We start from the raw sequence: 17860 nt of genomic DNA, 5'->3' as shown, positions 1-17860 counted from the left end.
TGGTCCACGCCATCACGGGGCACCTCTTCACCGGCGCGATCAAGGGCGTCATCATCATCGGTGTGCTGTGGGCGGCCAGGGTGGTCGGTCTGGTCCCGCGTTCGTCCCTGGACTCGATCATCGGTTTCGTCGACATGATGGCCCTCGTGGGCGAGACGGCCCGGCGGGTCGTGGGGGGTGTCCCTATGTTTCGAGTCAAGCCGCGAGAGCGGTCGGCTCGGGGGTAGGGGCGGTTGTCGGTGGCTGGTAGTAGGTGCCGTCGCGGAGCATGGCGTAGATGACGTTGCAGCGGCGGCGGGCTAGGCAGATCACGGCGGCGTTGTGCCGTTTGCCTTCGGCGCGTTTGCGATCGTAGTAGGCCTTGGAGATGGGGTCGTGGTTGGAGGCGACCCAGGCGGAGTAGAACAGGGCGTTCTTCAGGCGTTTGTTCCCTGACCGGGCGGGGAACTCTCCGCGGATCGAGGTGCCTGATCTGCGGGTGACCGGCGCGATCCCGGCATAGGCCGCGAGGTGGCTGGCGGACTCAAACGCGGAGCCATCACCGATCGCGAGGAGGATCTGGGCGGCGGTCTTGATGCCGATCCCCGGCATGCTCATCAAGACCGAGGCGAGAGGGAAGTCCTCCAGCATGCCCTCCACTTCGTGGGCCACGGTCGCGCGCTGTTCTTTCAGCTCTTTAACCTGGCCAGCGACTCGGGGGATCACCAGCTCAACCGCTGCGGTGGCGGGCACGATGACGGTCTGCTCGCTAAGGGCTGTGAAGATCTGCTCGACCAGCGTCTCGGGGTCGCGGCGTGAATGCGCGCGGGCGAACCGCAGCACCTTCCCTCGGCCGGCACTTCGGAGGCCGGTGGGTCCGCCAAACTTCTCCAGCAGGTCCAGCACGAGCCCAGTGGAAAGCTTCCCGCCTGCGAAGACGCGCTCGAGCGCGGGGTGGATCTGGGTGAGCAGGGACCGGATCCGGTTCAGCGCCCTTGTGGTCTCGTGAGCGAGGTCCTCATCGAACCCGGCCAGAACCTTCAGCGCGGAGAGGACCTCGCTGTCACGATCGACCTGCCGGAGGGTGTGAGGCATGGTGCGGGCCGTGTCGGCGATGATGAAAGCATCCCGCGCATCAGTCTTTGACCTGCCCGGATACAGATCCGCGGCCTTCCGCATCGCCAATCCGGGAAGGTAGGCGACTGTGCAGCCGGTATCCCGGGCCACCGCGATCGGCAACGCTCCGATGGTGTTCGGCTGATCGACGACCAGCAGAACTTCGCCGTGGTTCTGCAGCTGGGTGAACAGCTCGCGAAGTTTGGTCTCGTCCTGCGGGAGGGGCTTGTCGAACAGCTTGTTCCCCTCCGGGTCGAGTGCGCACGCGTGGTGAGCTGTCTTCCCGACGTCCAGGCCGATCACGACCGCGAACCCTGTGTTCATGACGCTGTCCTCCTCATCACTGCTGGCCGCAGTCTCGACACCCGATGCCGGCACCCACGTTACGAAGAGACCTCAGACAGAGCTGGGCCGTGTCCCTATCAGCGGTCAACGCGTGTCTCTCGACCGGGCGGCAACACCCCCCGGACCATCAATGGCAGGGCAACAAAGCCATACCCGGCCGAGCGACCAGACCCCGTCCATCGGGGTGCTCACAAGGTAACGGGCGGAACTGGCCCGACGGGTTGCGCGGCTAGTCCGACGGCACGCGGTCGAGCAGAGCCCGCAGCAGCCGCACCGCCCCCGCCTTCGACAGCGGTTCGTTGCCGTTGCCGCACTTCGGGGACACCACGCAGGCGGGGCACCCGTCGGCGCAGCGGCATGACTCGATGAGGTCCGCCGTCGCCGAGAGCCACGACTGCGCCGTCGCGTAGCCGCGCTCGGCGAAGCCCGCACCACCGGGGGCGCCGTCGTACACGAAGATTGCGGGCCCGCCCACATCCGGGTGGTGGGCGCTCGACAGCCCGCCGAGGTCCCACCGGTCGCAGGTGGCGAGCAGCGGCAGCAGGGAGATCTGCGCATGCTCCGCGGCATGCAGCGCGCCCGGCAGGTCCGCCGCCTCGATCCCCGCCGCCTCCGTCAGGGCCGACGGGATCTCGAACCACACCGCCGCGGTCTGCAGCGTGCGCGGCGGCAGGTCCAGCTTCCGGTTCGCGATCACGGCGGAGGTGTAGATGTCCCGTACCTGATACCCGGTGACCTGACTGGTGACGTCCACGCGGCCTGTGCACACCTGCACCTCGCCCCAGCGCACAGAGTCGCGCACCTGTCGGATCGTCAGCGACGTCTGCGACTGAGGGTGCGTGGTGTGCGGCGGCGCTTCCCGGTGCACCATCGCCACGTTCGCATCCGCATCGAGCCGGTCCACCACGAAGCTGACGCCCTGGTGCAGGTACACCGCGCCGTCATGCACGTGCGTGTGCGCGGAGCCGCCGTCCACAGTGCCGATCAGCTGCCCCGTCTCCGAATCCACGATCCTGACGGGCTCACCGCCGCTGCCGCGCAGGTCCGTGAGGTCGTGCGCGTTCGCATCCAGCGTCCAGAACCAGCCCGATGCTCGCCGTCGCAGCACGCGCCGCGCCGCGAGTTCGTCGAGGAGCTCCCGCGCCGTCGGCCCGAACACGTGCTCCTCCCCGTCCCGGATCGGCAGCTCGGACGCGGCCGCCGCCAGGTGCGGGGAGAGCACGTACGGGTTCTCCGGGTCGAACACGGCCGCTTCCACGTCCTGATCCAGGATCGTGTCCGGGTGGGTGACCACGTACTGGTCCAGGGGGTCGTCGCGCGCCACGAACAGGGCGAGGCCGCCGTCGGCCCCGCTGGCGGAGGAGCGGCCCACGCGCCCGAACTGCTGGAACAGGGAGGCGCGGGTGCCGGGCCACCCCGTCACCACCACGGCGTCGAGCCCGGCGATGTCGATGCCGAGCTCCAGGGCGTTGGTGGAGGCGAGGCCCCGCAGGTCGCCGCTGCGCAGCCGCTGTTCGAGGGCGCGGCGCTCCTCCGGCAGGTAGCCGCCGCGGTAGGCCGCCACCACTCGGCCGGCGTCGGGCCGGCGGCTCTCCAGGATCCGCTGGGCGGTGCGCGCCACCAGTTCGCTGGAGCGGCGGGCGCGGGTGAACACGAGGGTCTGCGCCCCGGCATCCACGAGGTCGGCGAGGAGCCCGCCCGCTTCGGCGGGTGGTGACGCATCCGCGGGCGGCTGCCAGAACGCGATAGTGCGGCCCGCATGCGGGGACCCGTCGGCCGTGACGGCGGTGACGGACTCCCCGGTGAGGCGGGAGGCGGAGGCCGACGGGGCCGCGGAGGTGGCGGAGGCGAGGATGAACGTGGGGTTCGCGCCGTAGTGGCGGGCGATGCGCTGCAGGCGGCGCATCACCATGGCGGTGTGGGCGCCGAAGACGCCGCGGTACACGTGGCATTCGTCGATGATGATGTAGCGCAGCGCCCGCAGGGTGTGCACCCAGTGCTCGTGACCGGGCAGGATCCCGAAGTGCAGCATGTCCGGGTTGGTGAGGATGAGGTTGGCGTGGCTGCGGATCCAGCGGCGCTCCTCGCTCGGGGTGTCGCCGTCGAACGTGGCGGCGCGGACCTCGGGCATGCCGGCGTCGCGGGCCAGGGTCCGGACCGAATGCAGCTGGTCCTGCGCGAGCGCCTTCGTGGGCGCAATGTAGAGGGCGGTGGCGCGCTTCGCCTCCGAGCGGGGCGCCGCGAGCGCCGTCAGCACCGGCATCAGGTAGGCGAGTGACTTCCCGGACGCGGTGGAGGTGGCGATCACGCAGTGGCGGCCGGCGCGGGCGAACTCGGCGGCCTCCACCTGGTGGGTGTAGGGCTCGCGGACGCCGCGGTCCTGCAGAGCGAGGACGAGCCGGGGGTCGATCCAGCGGGGCCAGGGTGCGTGCTGGGCGGCCCGGCCGGGCATGCGTTCGAGGCGGAGGAGGCTCTCCGCCCGATCGATGGGTCCCGTTATCCGCTCAACGAGCTGTGCCGCGGTTGTCATTGCCGCACAATGGTAGTCATGAGCCACCCATCTCACCCCGCGTCGAACGCGAACTCACCCCGTGACCCCCGCCGCCAGCCCGCCCACCCCTCCCATCCGCAGCAGCCCGGTCAGCCTGGTCATCCTGCTCAGCCCGGTGGACCCGGTCAGCCTGGGCGGTCCGCTCAGTCGCAGCAGCCGGGCCGACGGGGCCCCAGCAGTGGGGCCGGTCAGCCGGCGGCGAGTGGACAGGCACCGGTGTGGCAGCAGCAGCCGGTGCAGCAGTCCTACGAGGTTCCGAAGCTGTTCGAGACCGGGCTGCGCCGTGTCCAGGGAGGTGGCACAGGGCTGCGTCGCCGAGCGGGCGCGCAGCCGCAGCAGCCGCCGTCGGTTCCGCGCGGGCCCGGTACGACGGGCCAGCCGCAGGGTCCGGGATACGGGGGCCAGCAGCAGTTCGCACAGCCGCAGGGAGTGTCCGGGGGTCCCAGGCCGCGCCGCCAGGCGCCTGCGCCGGCCCTCGACCAGTGGGGCCAGCCGGTCACCCAGCCGCAGCAGATCCAGCCGGAGTCGGCGTGGGGCACGCAGCTGCGCCGCATCGAGGCGGTCAACAATGAGGTCAGGACCGTCAACTGGCGCGCCGTCATCGGCTGGCTCATGGTGCCGGTGCTGCTGCTGGTGCTCGCGGCGTCGTTCCTGCTGTACGCGCTGACGTTCGGTGTCCTCGGTACGGCGTTCTACGGCACCGTCGCTTTCTGCTCCCTCGTGGTGATCATCCTGGTGATGTTCCTGGTGGACATGTGGCACCCGATGCCGGTCTATATGAAGATCATCGCGGTGCTGTGGGGTGCGGGCGTGTCCACGATGATCGCCGGCATCCTCAATTCCGTGTTCGGCGAGTTCGCGTACGCGTACTTCCTGGATGAGCAGACCGCGCACGCAGCCACCGCGATGTTCTCCGCGCCGGTCACCGAAGAGCTGCTGAAGGGCCTCGGGGTGGCGCTGATCTTCCTGGTGTTCCGCAAGCACATCACGGGCCCGCTGGACGGCATCATCATCGGTGCCCTGGTGGGCGGCGGCTTCGCGTTCGTGGAGAACATTCAGTACTACCTGCGGGCCGCGGAGGCCGGCGGGGTGCAGGCCGCGACCATGCTGATCGTGGTGCGCGGTGTGCTCGGCATCTGGGGTCACTGCGTGTTCACGTCGATGACCGGCATGGTGATCGGCCTGATCGACCGGCGCTTCGGTCTGGTCCCGGCGATCCTCTCGTTCCTGGTGGCGCCGCTGCCGGCGATGTTCCTGCACTTCATGTGGAACTTCTCCTCCACGCTCCTGGGCGGCTTCGGCGGCCTGGTCCTCCTGGCGATCGGCTGGTTCGTCATGTTCACGATCTGGTTCATTCTGATCGCGGTCCTGATCCGCCTCGAATCGGGCCTGACCCGCGCCCGCCTCGGCGACTACGCGAACCAGGGCTGGCTCACCCACGACGAGGTCACCATGCTCGCCACCTGGAGCGGTCGCCGCGAGGGCCGCCGTTGGGCCGCCACGTTCAACGCGAAGCCGACGATGAAGAAGTTCATCCGTCAGGCGGCGGAGCTGGCGTTCACCCGTCAGCGTCTGCTGGCCGACGGCGCGAAGCCCCGCCACCTCGAGGCGGAGCAGTACTTCCTCAACCATATGGAGGCGAACCGCGCGAACCTCCTGTCGCAGGCGCGCCAGGCGGGTGTGGTGCCGCAGGGGGTGGGGTATGGCCGCTGAACCGCTGTCCATCGGGCCCCTGCTCGGTCACCTCACGCACAGCGCGTCACCGTTCCGCATCAGCGGCGAGGCGGGGGCCGACGGAGTCCTCCCTCCGATCGACGCGCTGCGCGCGGACCTTGCGGCCGCTGACTTCACCGTCACCCGCATCAATGAGGTCCTCTCCCCCATGGCGCAGCGCGCCCTGGAGGCGGAGAACGCGATCCCGGCGCAGCGGGAACTGGCGGTCAGTGAGCACCCGTCGGCCCTGCTCATGCGGCTGCTCGCGCTCGGCGCCGCTCTGCCCGCGGACGAGGTCGAGGAGGTTCTGCCCACGCTGACGGTGGCGGGTGCGCTGGCGCTCGGCCTACTCACCCCCGCCGGCGATCCCGCCGGTGGGGCCCTCGGGCGCGACGCTGACGGCCGGCCGCGCCTCGTGCGCGCCGCCATCGACCTGCGCCCCTACGAGGCCGAGGACGACGACGGCGCCATCCTCTGGTGGATCGCCTCCGACCTCGGCGAGACCGCCACCGGCCGCGCCCTCGACGGCGACCACGTCCTCGGCATCGGCGGCGCCACCTCCACCCTCATCGCCCTCACCCCGCGCAGTGAGGTGCGCAGCGCCCTCGACCTCGGCTGCGGCTGCGGCATCCAGGCGCTGCACGCCGCCCGCCACGCCCGCAGCGTCATCGCCACCGACATCTCCGAGCGCGCTCTCGCGTTCACCGCGTTCAACGCCCTCCTCAACCGAGAATCGCTGCCCGACGGGTGCGCCCTGGAGCTGCGTCAGGGCTCCATGTTGGAGCCCGTCGCCGGGGAGCGCTTCGACCTCGTAGTCTCGAACCCGCCGTTCGTCATCACCCCGCGCACCCCCGGCGGGGACACGTGGACCTACCGCGACGGGGGCCGCGCCGGTGATGCCCTCGTCGCCGACCTCATCCGCGACCTCCCGAACCATCTGGAGCCGGGCGGCATCGCCGCCATGCTCGCGAACTGGGAGATCACCGCCGGTGCCGACTGGCGGGAGCACCCGTCGGCCTGGCTCGACGGCTCGGACGTGGACGCGTTCGTCATCCAGCGCGACCGGGAGGACCCCGCCTCCTACGCGCAGACGTGGCTGCGCGACGGCGGCCTCACCCCGCGCGATGACCGCTGGGCGGCGATGATGACCGCCTACCTAGAGGACTTCGCGTCCCGAGATGTGGAGGAGGTCGGCTTCGGGTACGTGATCCTCCACCGGCCGACGGACACCCGCCCCGCGGTGCGGTTGCTCGATGAGGTGGGGACCACGGGGCAGGGGCCGCTGGGTCCGCGACTGAAGGGAATGCTGGTGAACGCCGTCACCCTGGCGGGCCTCAACGATGATGACCTGCTCGCATCCCACCTCGCGCGCGCGGACGACGTCATGGAGCGCCGCCACTTCGTGCCCGGGGCGGAGGACCCCGTCATGATCGATCTGGTGCAGGGCGGCGCGTTCGGACGCACTCTGCCGCTCACCTCGGAAATGGCCGGTGTGCTGGGCGTTCTCGACGGCACCCACCCGCTGAAGCCGCTCGTCCAGGCATACGCAGCGCTGTCCGGTGAGGAGCTGGAGGAGGTGAGCGAGCGGGTCCTGGAGCAGGTGCGGACACTTCTCCACTGGGGATTCCTCTCTTTCCGGGCCGAATGACGAGGGTGCTACATTCATGGCGACCAGGCCGTAGACGTTGATCGAGGAGAGTGCCGCCGTGAGTGCAGACCGCAATCTGGTGATTGTCGAGTCCCCCGCCAAGGCCAAGACCATTGGCCGCTACCTCGGTGACGACTTCACCGTGGCCGCATCCGTCGGCCACATCCGCGACCTGCCGCTGCCGAAGGACCTCCCGGCGGAGCTGAAGAAGGGCCCGTACAAGAAGTTCGCCGTCGATGTGGAGAACGGGTTCGAGCCCTACTACGTGGTCTCCCCCGACAAGAAGAAGACGGTCACCGAGCTGCGCCGCCTGCTGAAGGACGCCGACGCCCTCTACCTCGCCACCGATGAGGACCGCGAGGGAGAGGCGATCGCGTGGCACCTGCTGGAGACGCTGAAGCCGAAGAAGTCGCTGCCGGTGTACCGCATGGTGTTCCACGAGATCACCAAGGACGCCATCCAGCGCGCCCTCAACGAGACCCGCGAACTGGACCACCGCCTGGTCAACGCGCAGGAGACCCGCCGCATCCTCGACCGCATCGTCGGCTACGAGCTCTCCCCCGTGCTGTGGCGCAAGGTGCAGCGCGGGACGTCCGCGGGTCGTGTCCAGTCCGTCGCCACCCGCCTCGTGGTGGACCGCGAACGCGAACGCATGGCGTTCGTCCCCTCCTCCTACTGGGACATCACCGGCGAGTTCTCCACCGCCGACGGGGCCGACCGCACCGCGGACACCCCCGCGTTCACGGCGCTGCTGCGCACCGTGGACGGCGCCCGCATCGCCTCCGGCCGCGACTTCACCGATGCCGGTGAGCTGAAGAACCCGTCGGTCACGGTCCTCACCGAGGAGTCCGCCGCCTCCCTCATCTCCGCGATCGACGGAGAGCCCGCAACGGTCTCCGGTCTCGAATCGAAGCCGTACACGCGCCGGCCCGCCGCCCCGTTCACCACGTCCTCCCTGCAGCAGGAGGCGTCCCGCAAGCTGCGGATGAGCGCCCGCCAGACCATGTCCACGGCGCAGCGGCTGTACGAGAACGGCTACATCACCTACATGCGAACCGACTCAGTGGTGCTGTCCGGTGAGGCGATCCGCGCCTCCCGCGCCCAGGCCGCCGACCTCTACGGCGCCGAGTATGTGCCGGACCGTCCCCGCGTGTACTCCTCGAAGTCGAAGTCCGCGCAGGAGGCGCACGAGGCGATCCGCCCCGCCGGTTCGAACTTCCGAACCCCCGCCGAGGTGGGGTCGCAGCTCAGCGGTGACGAGTTCCGCCTGTACGAGCTGATCTGGAAGCGCACCATCGCCTCCCAGATGGCGGATGCGAAGGGCACCACCACGTCGGTCACCCTCGGCGTCTCCGGTAAGGGCCGCACCGCCGAGTTCACTGCATCAGGCACCATCATCACGTTCCGCGGATTCCTCGCCGCCTACGAGGAGTCCCGCGACCAGGGCCGCTACGACGACGACGCGAAGGACAAGCGCCTGCCGCAGATGTCGGAGGGGCAGGCGCTGTCGGTGGTGTCGCTGACGCCGGACGGCCACGAGACCACCCCGCCGCCGCGCTACACCGAAGCATCCCTGGTGCGCGCACTGGAGGAGCGCGGCATCGGCCGCCCCTCCACCTACGCCGCCACCATCGGCGTGATCCAGGACCGCGGCTACGTGTTCAAGAAGGGCACCGCGCTGGTGCCGAGCTGGCTGGCTTTCTCCGTGGTGCGCCTGCTGGAGGAGCACTTCGGCAAGCTCGTGGACTACGACTTCACCGCCGATATGGAGGCGGGTCTGGACCGCATCGCCGCAGGCACCCAGGACCGCACCGAATGGCTGAAGGACTTCTACTTCGGTCCGGAGAACGCCGGGCCGGGCGCAGCGCCCGACGCCGCCCACGGCCTGAAGACCCTGGTGGACGACCTCGGCGAGATCGATGCCCGGGCCATCAACACCACCGAGCTCGGCGAGGGCATCGACCTGCGCATCGGCCAGTACGGCCCGTACGTGGAGAGGACCGTGGACGGCTCCCCCGTGCGCGCCAACGTGCCCGGTGACTTGGCGCCCGATGAGCTGACCCTGGAGAAGGCGAAGGAGCTGCTGGAGCGTCAGAAGGACGACGGCCGCGCCCTCGGCACCGACCCCGACACCGGCAACGAGATCATCGTGAAGGACGGCCGCTTCGGCCCTTACTTCACCGAGGTCCTCGAGGTGGACGAGTCGATCCCGAAGACGAAGCGTCCGAAGCCGCGCACCGGGTCCCTGCTGAAGTCGATGGACATGGCGACCGTGACGCTCGAGGACGCCCTCAAGGTGATGCGCCTGCCGCGGGTGGTGGGCACCGAGGAGGACGGCACCGAGATCACGGCGCAGAACGGCCGCTACGGCCCGTACCTGAAGAAGGGCACGGACTCGCGGTCCCTGCAGAGTGAGGACCAGATCTTCTCCATCACCCTGGAGGAGGCGCAGGCGATCTACGCGCAGCCGAAGACCCGCGGCCGCGCCGCCGCGAAGCCGCCCCTGAAGGAGCTCGGCACGGACCCGACCAGTGAGAAGCCGATCGTGGTGAAGGACGGCCGGTTCGGCCCGTACATCACGGACGGCACCACCAACGTGACCCTGCGCCGCGACGATGTGCTGGAGAACCTGACGCACGAGATCGCAGTGGAGCGCCTCGCGGAGAAGCGCGCGAAGGGCCCGGCGAAGCGCCGGACCACGAAGCGCACCACCACCCGCAAGGCGCCCGCGAAGAAGACCACGACCTCGAAGGCCGCGCAGAAGAGGTGACCCGCGCGCCGCGCCCGTCCCGCGGCGCGGCGGCATGGACCCTCCGTTCCTCCCCCCCCCGAGGACCGTCCGATCGAGCTGGGGGATGCGAACGCGATCGTGCCGGGCATGGGCACGGTGGGTCGTGCCGCGTACCGTGAGCTGACCGAGGAGTACGGGTACTCCGTGCTCAGTGTGGAGCACGACCACCAGCGCGTGAAGGAGATGCGGGCGTCGGGCGTCGGGCCTCGGGCACGTCTACGACGAGTAGCCTGCCAGTCCTCCACAGTCGCGTCAGTACCGCTCGGGTTCTCTCGCGGGGATCTGCGAGAATGGCGGCATGCTTTCGCTGACTCCCCCTGCTGCCCGCACCGCTGAGAGCGGACTGTTCATCTCCCTGGAGGGCGGCGACGGCGGCGGCAAGACCACCCAGATGCCGCGCGTGCACGAGTTCCTCTCCGGCCCCGAGAGCCCGTTCGTCGGCTTCTCCTCGGGGGCCGACGGGTCCCGGCCCGGCGGGGCTCCGACCGGCCCGCCGGTGCTGCGGACGAAGGAGCCGGGCGGCAGCGCTCTGGGCGCCGAGCTGCGTTCCCTGATCCTGCATTCGGACCATGTGGCGGACCGCGCGGAGGCGCTGATGTACGCCGCGGACCGCGCCCACCATGTGGAGACGGTGATCCGGCCGCATCTGGACGCCGGCGGGATCGTGCTGACGGACCGGTATCTGGATTCGTCGGTCGCGTACCAGGGGGCGGGCCGCACCCTCCCGGTCGAAGACGTCGAGTCGCTGAGCATGTGGGCGGTGGGCGGTCTGATGCCGAACCTGACGCTGCTGCTGGACATCGCACCTCAGAAGCTGGCGGAGCGCCGCGATGTGGGGACGCATGACCGGCTGGAGCGCGAGGCCCTCGACTTCCATGAGCGCGTCCGTTCCGCGTACCTGGAGCGTGCAGCGAAGGAGCCGGACCGGTGGGCCGTGATCGATGCAGGCGCGGGGATCGATGAGGTCACTGAGCAGCTGCGGGACGCCATCACCGGATGGGCCCGCACGCACGCCGCCGTGGTGGCGGAGAAGCTGGGACAGCTGTGAGCGTGTGGGATGAGGTCGTCGGCCAGCGGGCCGCGATCGAGCAGTTCACGCGGGCCCTCGCCCCCGGCGGGAATCTGGCGCAGGCGTGGCTGATCGCGGGGCCGCCCGGGTCGGGCCGGTCGATTGCGGCGCGGGCGTTCGCGGCGGCGCTGCAGTGCGAGCAGGCCAACGGGTGCGGGCAGTGCCACGCGTGCCGCATGGTCCTCGCGGGGTCCCACGCCGATGTGGCGGTGGTGGCGACGGATACGCTCTCGATCTCGAAGGACGAGGTGCGGTCACTGGTGGCGACTGCGCAGCGCTCCCCCGCGACCGCGCCGTACCGCATCATCATCGTGGAGGATGCGGACCGGATGAGCGCGGGCACGTTCAACGTGCTGCTGAAGGCGATCGAGGAACCACCGCCGCGGACGATCTGGATGCTGTGCGTGCCGTCGGCGCAGGACATGGCGCAGACGATCCGGTCCCGCTGCCGGCTCGTCACGCTGGTGACACCGGCGCCGGCGGATGTGGCGGACCTGCTTGCGCGCCGGGACGGCGCGGATCCGCAGACGGCGAGCCGGGCGGCGCGGGCAGCGCAGGGCCATATCGGGATTGCGCGCCGGTACGTGCATCAGCCGGAGGCACTGGCTCAGCGCGAGGAGGCGGCGCGGGCGCTGCTGGCGCTGACCAGTGTGGGCGGCGCGGTTGCATATGCGCAGAAGCTGGTGGAGGCGGCGAACGCGGAGGCGAAGGATGAAGCCGACCGGGTGGCGCAGTCGCAGCAGGAGGAGTTCCTGCGCGCCACGGGTCAGGAAGCTGCGGGGCGGATCCCGCCGCAGCTGCGGTCGCAGCTGAAGCAGCTGGAGGATGAGGCGAAGAAGCGCGCCACCCGCATGACCCGCGATGTGATCGACCGGTTCCTGCTGGACATCCATTCGGTGTTCCGCGATATGCTGACCCTGCAGCTGAATGCGGGTGCGGAGATCATCAACGAGGGTGTGATGGATGCTCTGCAGGCGCGCGCGGAGTACAGCACGCCGGCGTCGAGCCTGGCGATGCTGGATGCGGTGGGGACGGCGCGTGAGCGCATCGGCGGGAACGTGCCGCCGCAGTTGGCGCTGGAGGCGCTGCTGGCTCAGGCCGCGCTCGGCTGAGCGGGGCCCACGGGGTCAGTCCTACGCCTGGTCTTCGTTCGCGACGTCATCGCGCGTGCTGTCATCGGCCTGGTCGGCCTTCGCGCCATCGGCCTCAGCACCGTCGCGCTTGCCGTCCTCGGCCTTGGCGGCGTCGGCTTTGGCGGCGTCCGCCTTCGCGGCCTTCTCGATCTCCTTCTGCAGGAGCTTCTCGTCGATGATCGACTTCTCCTCGAAGCGATCCACAAAGTCCACTTCGTTGTCGTCGAGAACCGCCGGCGGCAGCTCCTCACCGGTGGATTCGTCACCGGACCGGGTCTCCGAGTGGGCGCCGCAGCCGTACTGCAGGGACACCACGCGACCATCTGCCGGGGACCATTCATTGGTGCACACACCGAACTCCTGGCGCAGCGACCCGGACAGCAGGGACAGGAACCCGCACGAGGAGCAGTGCGCCTGCACCGTGCCGCGGCGGCGACGGTTGGACAGCGGCTTCGGTCCGAAGTCGCTGCCGTGCCAGCGGGTCGCGGCCTCCTCGCGGCCCTCACGGGACAGCACACGGGGGCGCCCCAGGCCCAGCTCCCACTGCACCGCGCGGTCCTCCTCCGCGGCGTCGGTCTGCTCGAAGCCCTGTTCGAGGCGCTCATCGAACTCGCGGTACGGGAGGACGTCGTCGGCTCCCACATCGGAGGGGCGCAGGCGCTCCGCCCACGGCTTCCACTCCGGCGCCAGGAGGGCGTCATCGCCCGGGACCAGCGCGGTCTCGCACACCGTCGGCTGCTTCGCGCGGGGTGCGCGCGCAAGCGTCACGATCCAGTACCAACCGGCGTAGCCCTCGATGGTGGATTCGAACACGTGGGTGACCAGGCGTTCGCCGGTCGCTTCGGCGCGCACATGCGCACCCACCTGTCCTGACTCGGTGACGTCCACGAGCGCCTCAGCGGCCAGGTCAACGGCCGCTGCGCTCACGGCGTCCAGCTTCGCCTTCTTCGTCATGCTCACGCCTCGAAATCGTCGGCAACGGCACGCAGCACGGAGGCGATCTTCTCCGCCTGCTGCTTCTCGGGGTAGCGGCCGCGGCGGAGCGACGTCGAGGCTCCGTCCAGCAGCTGCATGAGGTCCTCAACGATCAGCACCATGTCCTTCGCGGGGGTGCGGCGGTTGCGCGCCACGGACGGGCTGCGCTCCAGGAGCTGAACGGACAGCGCCTGGGGTCCGCGGCGACCGTCGACCATGTCGAACTCGACGCGTGTGCCCGGACGCAGGCTGGTCAGACCATCGGGGAGGACCGAGGCGTTCACGTATACGCTGGTCCGATCCTCGCTGGTGATGAATCCGAAGCCCTTCTCCACGTCGAAGAACTTCACTCGTCCCTTGGGCACGTCTCTCGCACTCCTCGTTCTCGGCTCGCCTGCGTCAGCGGTCGCAGGGTTCTGCGCGCGACGCATCTGTGATCGTTGATCCGCTCCAGTCTACCCGGCGGGCCGCCACACCCTGTACGCGGGAACGGGCCTCTCCTCGGTCGGCTCCACCACGAGCGACGGGTCGATCGCCGCCAGCAGGCGCCGCAGCAGCCCCGCTGTGAAGCCCCACACGAACGCATCGTCATCCGGGTCGTCCGGGTCCTGCGGCAGATCGTACGCCTCCCCCATGCTGCGGCCCATCGCCCGCGCCCAGCACACCACCGCTGGGTCGCTGAGCGAACCGGGGCCCCGCAGCGGCGGGCACAGCACCCGGTGCACCTCCGCTTCGCTCAGGGTGAGGGAGGCGGGGGCCGACGGCATCCACGCGATGACCGGCACCACCCGGATGTCCCGCAGCGCCAGCACCACCGGGGGGAGGGCCCCGAGCACCGTGAAGCGGTCCGCGCTCAGCCCCACCTCCTCCCATGTTTCGCGCACGGCGGTGGCTTCGGCGGTGGCGTCGCCCGGGTCGCGTCGGCCGCCCGGCAGCGCGAACTGGGCCGGCTGGGAGCGCATCGTGTGGGCGCGCTCCTCGATGAGGATCGCGGCGTCGTCCAGGCTGGTGCCGCTGATCAGCGCGAGCACCGCCGAGTCGGATACGGCGCCGTCCTGGGCGGGGACATCAGCCCAGGGGCGCTCGGCGGCGAGGTGGGTGCGCAGGGCGTCGAGGAACGCGGGGACCCTGTCAGGACTGGGCGGAGTGCTCACGCAACCCCCACCTGGGGGCACGCCTCCTGCAGCGGGCAGGCGCCGCAGTCGGGCCGACGCGCCGTGCATACGCGCCGCCCGTGCAGGATCATCTGATGGCTGAGCAGGGTGAGGTCGGTGTCGCCGTGGGCCGCCTCCGCCACCGCGACCACGTCCTTCTCGATCGCCAGGGGGCTCTTCTTCGCGCTCCAGCCGAAGCGCGCGGACAGGCGGCCCACGTGCGTATCAACGGTCAGCAGGGACTGCCCGAACCAGTTGCCGCGCACCACGTGGGCCGTCTTGCGGCCCACTCCGGCGAGGGCTTCCAGCGCGTCCTGATCGTCCGGGACCTCGCCGCCGTGGTCGGCGAGCAGCTGCTGGGAGAGCCGGATGACCCGTTCCGCGCGGCGCGCCCCCATGCCCAGGGGGTGAAGGATCTGCGCCACGTGCGCGTGTTCGGCCTCCGCCATCGCCTCGGGCGTGGGATAGGAGCCGAACAGCGCGGGGGTCACCTGGTTGACGCGCACATCGGTGGTCTGCGCGGACAGAACGGTCGCCACCAGCAGTTCGAAGGCGGTGGTGAAGTCCAGTTCGCAGGCGGCGTCGGGGTACAGCTCGTGCAGGACGGTCCGGGCCGTCGGCATGGGCAGAGGGGCGCGGTCCGCGGCGCCGCTCGGAGCGGGCGTGGTCACTGGGAATCTCCGTTCTCTCACCCGTTGATCGATCAGGGGATGTACCCTGTCATGCGTACACCATCACAAGGCTCAGGAGACCATCATCGTGGACGAAAACATCGTACGCTCATCCCCCCTGTTTGCCGCGCTCGACGACGACGGCAAGCAGGCCGTCCTCGACTCGATGACGCAGGAGGACTTCCACCGCGGTTCCGTCATCTTCCGCGAGGGGGATCAGGGCGACCGCCTCTTCATCCTCGGCTCCGGCAAGATCAAGGTGGGCCACGCGTCGGGTGACGGCCGTGAGAACCTCCTCGCCGTGCTCGGCCCGGGCGAGACCCTCGGTGAGCTGTCCCTGTTCGACCCGGCTCCCCGCAACGCCACCGCCACCGCGGTCGCCGAGACCACCCTGTACTCGCTGACCCAGCAGGACCTGTACCGCGTCCTCGCGCAGCGCCCCGAGGTGGCCCGCCACCTGCTCGCATCACTCGCACGCCGCCTGCGCAAGACCAACGACTCCCTTGCGGACCTCGTGTTCGCGGACGTTCCCGGTCGCGTGGCGAAGAACCTGCTGGACCTCGCGCAGCGCTTCGGCCGCCAGACCGATGACGGCATCATGGTCTCCCACGGCCTCACGCAGGAGGAGCTCGCCCAGCTGGTCGGCGCTTCCCGTGAGACCGTCAACAAGGCCCTCGCGGACTTCGCGTCCCGCTCCTGGATCCGCCTGGAGGCACGCGCAGTCCTGCTGATCGACATCGAGCGTCTGCGCCGCCGCGCACGCTGACCCAGCACGAAGAAGCGCCCCGCTTCCCTCACGGCGAACCGGTTCCGGTTCGGACGGTGAGGAGACGGGGCGCTTCTCTCTGTCCAGCGGGGTCCGCTGCGAGACAGGGCGCTGCGGCGGGGCCGACGGGGTCGGGGCTGTTCAGTTGCCCGACAGGTACTCGATCGCCGCTTCCACATTGAGAGCGGCCGCGGACCGCAGCTGCGCACGGTGCTCCTCCGGCACGAACGACAGCTGCTCGCCGTACAGGTGCTCGACCGTCTGATCCACCGTCAGGTCCGCCCACATCGCCGCCTGCACCTCCCGGATTCGCGCCTCACGATGCTCGATCAGCGCGCCGAGGTGCTCATGGATCGCCTGCGGGCCCTCGATCTCGTCCCCGTGACCCGGATGGATGGACACCAGGGTGCCATCGGCCGCCATATCGCGCAGGAAGCCGAGGACATCAAGGTAGGTGCGCAGGGACCCGTCGGCCATGATCACCGACGTGCCGTGCCCGAGAACGGTGTCGCCCGTCAGAAGGCGCCCGCCCGGCAGCAGCAGGCAGAGGGAGTCGCCCGTGTGCCCGGGGGTGCGGATCACCTCCGCGACGGGGTCATCCATCGGGCCGATCAGGTCCGGGATGGGGGTGCTGCGGGGCACGAGGTGGGGGTCGGCGGCCCACACGGGGATCTCACGGCGACCGGACCGCCTCGACGCGGCCGACAGAGCGCGCTGCAGCGCGGCCACACCGTCGGTGTGATCGGCGTGATGGTGCGTGAGCACGATGCCGCCGACCTCATGGGCGCCGGTCGCGACGACCACGTCCAGCAGCTCCTGCAGGTGGTCGCGATCGGCCGGACCGGGGTCCACCACCCACACGGTCTCGCCGCGGGTCAGGAGGTACGAATTGGTTCCGGACAGCGTCATCGGGCCCGCGTTGGACGCGCGGACCCGATGAAGTCCAGTGGTCACCGGAACTCGGCGATGATGTCCACTTCGACGGGGACATTCATCGGCAGAGCGGCGACGCCGACGGCGGCGCGGGCGTGCTGACCGACCTCACCCTCGAACACGCTCCCGATCAGCTCGGACGCGCCGTTGATGACACCGGGCTGGCCGTAGAAGTCGGGGGCGCTGGACACATATCCAGTCAGCTTCACGATGCGGGTGACGCGGTCGAGGTCACCGATCTCCGCCTTGATGGCGGCCAGTGCGTTCAGAGCAGCGGTCTGCGCATGCTCCTTCGCGCTGTCAGCGCTGACCTCGCGGCCGACGGCGCCCTCCTCCGGCACCTCGCCGTTGACCACCGGCAGCTGACCGGAGGTGTACACGAGGTTGCCGACCACGACTGCCGGCACGTATGCGGCCAGCGGCTTCGCAGTCTGGGGCAGGGTCAGGCCGAGTTCGGCGAGGCGCTTCTCAACAGCGCCGGTGGACTGATCGCTCACTGGTCTCCTCCGATGATGGGCCGCTTGAAGTAGGCGACGAGGGATTCGGGGCCCTGCGGGCCCTGGATCACCTGGACGAGCTCCCATCCATCGGAGCCGAAGTTGTCCAGAATCGCCTTGGTGTTATGGATGAGCAGGGGCGTGGTCAGGTACTCCCATGTGGTGTGTGCAGTCATACCACCAAGACTACGCGGTCTTCTCGTGAGCGGCTTCGAGGACATCGAGCCAGTCCACCACCCCGGGATGCTGCCGCAGCAGGCGGCGGCGCTCACGCTCGGTCATCCCGCCCCACACACCGAACTCGATCCGGTTGTTCAGCGCATCGGCGAGGCAATGATTGAGGACTGGGCAGCCGCGGCAGAACTGCTTCACACGCTGCTGATCCGCTCCGCGGACGAAGAACTCATCGGGGTCCAGTTGTGCACAGGCGCCTTCGGTGGCCCAGAACCGTTCCTCGGTCGGTGTGCGGACGCTGACTGCCGTCACGGATGTGCTCCTTGGAATCGACACTGATTCGAA

16 protein-coding genes are annotated in these 17860 nt (G+C 69.9%); 6 read left to right on the top strand and 10 right to left on the bottom strand.

What is annotated here, in order from left to right; all coding sequences use genetic code 11:
* Positions 1-195: 195 nt before the first annotated feature.
* Both FHX50_RS07415 and FHX50_RS07410 read right to left on the bottom strand, forming a co-directional pair.
* Positions 196-1419 carry an IS110 family RNA-guided transposase gene (locus tag FHX50_RS07415; protein ID WP_183375244.1) on the bottom strand — a complete coding sequence of 408 codons (1224 nt, stop codon included), beginning with the start codon at positions 1417-1419 and terminating at the stop codon, positions 196-198.
* A 250-nt stretch (positions 1420-1669) separates the two neighbouring features.
* On the bottom strand, positions 1670-3970 hold the full coding sequence (locus FHX50_RS07410) for a DEAD/DEAH box helicase (RefSeq protein ID WP_221187263.1): 2301 nt from the start codon (positions 3968-3970) through the stop codon (positions 1670-1672).
* Between the two features lie 237 nt (positions 3971-4207).
* Between FHX50_RS07410 and FHX50_RS12365 the strand changes: the two genes are divergently transcribed.
* From FHX50_RS12365 to FHX50_RS07380, 5 genes are all read left to right on the top strand, one after another.
* Positions 4208-5704 (top strand): PrsW family glutamic-type intramembrane protease, encoded by a 1497-nt coding sequence (locus FHX50_RS12365; protein ID WP_183376177.1) that lies wholly within the window; start codon positions 4208-4210, stop codon positions 5702-5704.
* Positions 5694-7352: a DUF7059 domain-containing protein gene (locus FHX50_RS07400; RefSeq protein WP_183376175.1), complete on the top strand. Its 1659-nt coding sequence runs from the start codon at positions 5694-5696 to the stop codon at positions 7350-7352. Before FHX50_RS12365 ends, FHX50_RS07400 begins: the two co-directional genes overlap by 11 nt.
* Positions 7353-7410: 58 nt before the next feature.
* Positions 7411-10122, top strand: a complete 2712-nt coding sequence (gene topA / locus FHX50_RS07395; protein WP_183376174.1) for a type I DNA topoisomerase — start codon at positions 7411-7413, stop codon at positions 10120-10122.
* A gap of 319 nt (positions 10123-10441) precedes the next feature.
* Complete coding sequence (gene tmk / locus FHX50_RS07385) at positions 10442-11191, top strand: dTMP kinase (RefSeq protein WP_183376173.1); 750 nt, start codon at positions 10442-10444, stop codon at positions 11189-11191.
* Positions 11188-12324 (top strand): DNA polymerase III subunit delta', encoded by a 1137-nt coding sequence (locus FHX50_RS07380; protein WP_183376172.1) that lies wholly within the window; start codon positions 11188-11190, stop codon positions 12322-12324. Before tmk ends, FHX50_RS07380 begins: the two co-directional genes overlap by 4 nt.
* 21 nt (positions 12325-12345) lie before the next feature.
* Here the strand turns inward: FHX50_RS07380 and FHX50_RS07375 are convergent, their stop codons facing one another.
* From FHX50_RS07375 to FHX50_RS07360, 4 genes are all read right to left on the bottom strand, one after another.
* Complete coding sequence (locus FHX50_RS07375; protein ID WP_183376171.1) at positions 12346-13299, bottom strand: DUF3027 domain-containing protein; 954 nt, start codon at positions 13297-13299, stop codon at positions 12346-12348.
* Positions 13300-13301: 2 nt separating this feature from the next.
* Complete coding sequence (locus FHX50_RS07370; protein WP_259922595.1) at positions 13302-13685, bottom strand: cold-shock protein; 384 nt, start codon at positions 13683-13685, stop codon at positions 13302-13304.
* A gap of 90 nt (positions 13686-13775) precedes the next feature.
* Complete coding sequence (locus tag FHX50_RS07365; RefSeq protein ID WP_221187259.1) at positions 13776-14474, bottom strand: NUDIX domain-containing protein; 699 nt, start codon at positions 14472-14474, stop codon at positions 13776-13778.
* The gene (locus tag FHX50_RS07360) at positions 14471-15145 is read right to left on the bottom strand and encodes an endonuclease III domain-containing protein (RefSeq protein WP_343064061.1); all 675 of its coding nucleotides are present in this window, start codon (positions 15143-15145) and stop codon (positions 14471-14473) included. Before FHX50_RS07360 ends, FHX50_RS07365 begins: the two co-directional genes overlap by 4 nt.
* 88 nt (positions 15146-15233) lie before the next feature.
* Here FHX50_RS07360 and FHX50_RS07355 point away from each other — a divergent pair, with 88 nt between their 5' ends.
* Positions 15234-15911 (top strand): Crp/Fnr family transcriptional regulator, encoded by a 678-nt coding sequence (locus tag FHX50_RS07355; RefSeq protein WP_183376166.1) that lies wholly within the window; start codon positions 15234-15236, stop codon positions 15909-15911.
* 141 nt (positions 15912-16052) lie between these two features.
* Here FHX50_RS07355 and FHX50_RS07350 read toward each other — a convergent pair whose 3' ends face one another.
* From FHX50_RS07350 to FHX50_RS07335, 4 genes are read right to left on the bottom strand one after another with little or no spacing between them, the layout of a single operon-like run.
* On the bottom strand, positions 16053-16865 hold the full coding sequence (locus tag FHX50_RS07350) for an MBL fold metallo-hydrolase (RefSeq protein ID WP_239375472.1): 813 nt from the start codon (positions 16863-16865) through the stop codon (positions 16053-16055).
* Positions 16862-17341, bottom strand: coding sequence for a RidA family protein (locus FHX50_RS07345; RefSeq protein ID WP_183376339.1), 480 nt, complete (start codon positions 17339-17341; stop codon positions 16862-16864). The genes FHX50_RS07350 and FHX50_RS07345 overlap by 4 nt, the downstream gene beginning before the upstream one ends.
* Positions 17338-17517 (bottom strand): Sp36 family protein, encoded by a 180-nt coding sequence (sp36, locus tag FHX50_RS07340; protein ID WP_183376164.1) that lies wholly within the window; start codon positions 17515-17517, stop codon positions 17338-17340. The genes FHX50_RS07345 and sp36 overlap by 4 nt, the downstream gene beginning before the upstream one ends.
* A gap of 10 nt (positions 17518-17527) precedes the next feature.
* Positions 17528-17827: a WhiB family transcriptional regulator gene (locus tag FHX50_RS07335; protein WP_183376162.1), complete on the bottom strand. Its 300-nt coding sequence runs from the start codon at positions 17825-17827 to the stop codon at positions 17528-17530.
* Positions 17828-17860 lie beyond the last annotated feature (33 nt).

This window comes from Helcobacillus massiliensis (genome assembly GCF_014191425.1).
Lineage (GTDB): Bacteria > Actinomycetota > Actinomycetes > Actinomycetales > Dermabacteraceae > Helcobacillus > Helcobacillus massiliensis.
Note: the sequence above shows the minus strand (reverse complement) of the source record. Positions and strands in the feature narration are given on the sequence as shown.

Bases quoted from the DNA above. Each gene is read 5' to 3' on its own strand.
- FHX50_RS07415 (WP_183375244.1), bottom strand. From the start codon at position 1,419: ATGAACACAGGGTTCGCGGTCGTGATCGGCCTGGACGTCGGGAAGACA.
- FHX50_RS07410 (WP_221187263.1), bottom strand. From the start codon at position 3,970: ATGACAACCGCGGCACAGCTCGTTGAGCGGATAACGGGACCCATCGAT.
- FHX50_RS07400 (WP_183376175.1), top strand. From the start codon at position 5,694: ATGGCCGCTGAACCGCTGTCCATCGGGCCCCTGCTCGGTCACCTCACG.
- tmk (WP_183376173.1), top strand. From the start codon at position 10,442: ATGCTTTCGCTGACTCCCCCTGCTGCCCGCACCGCTGAGAGCGGACTG.
- FHX50_RS07375 (WP_183376171.1), bottom strand. From the start codon at position 13,299: ATGACGAAGAAGGCGAAGCTGGACGCCGTGAGCGCAGCGGCCGTTGAC.
- sp36 (WP_183376164.1), bottom strand. From the start codon at position 17,517: ATGACTGCACACACCACATGGGAGTACCTGACCACGCCCCTGCTCATC.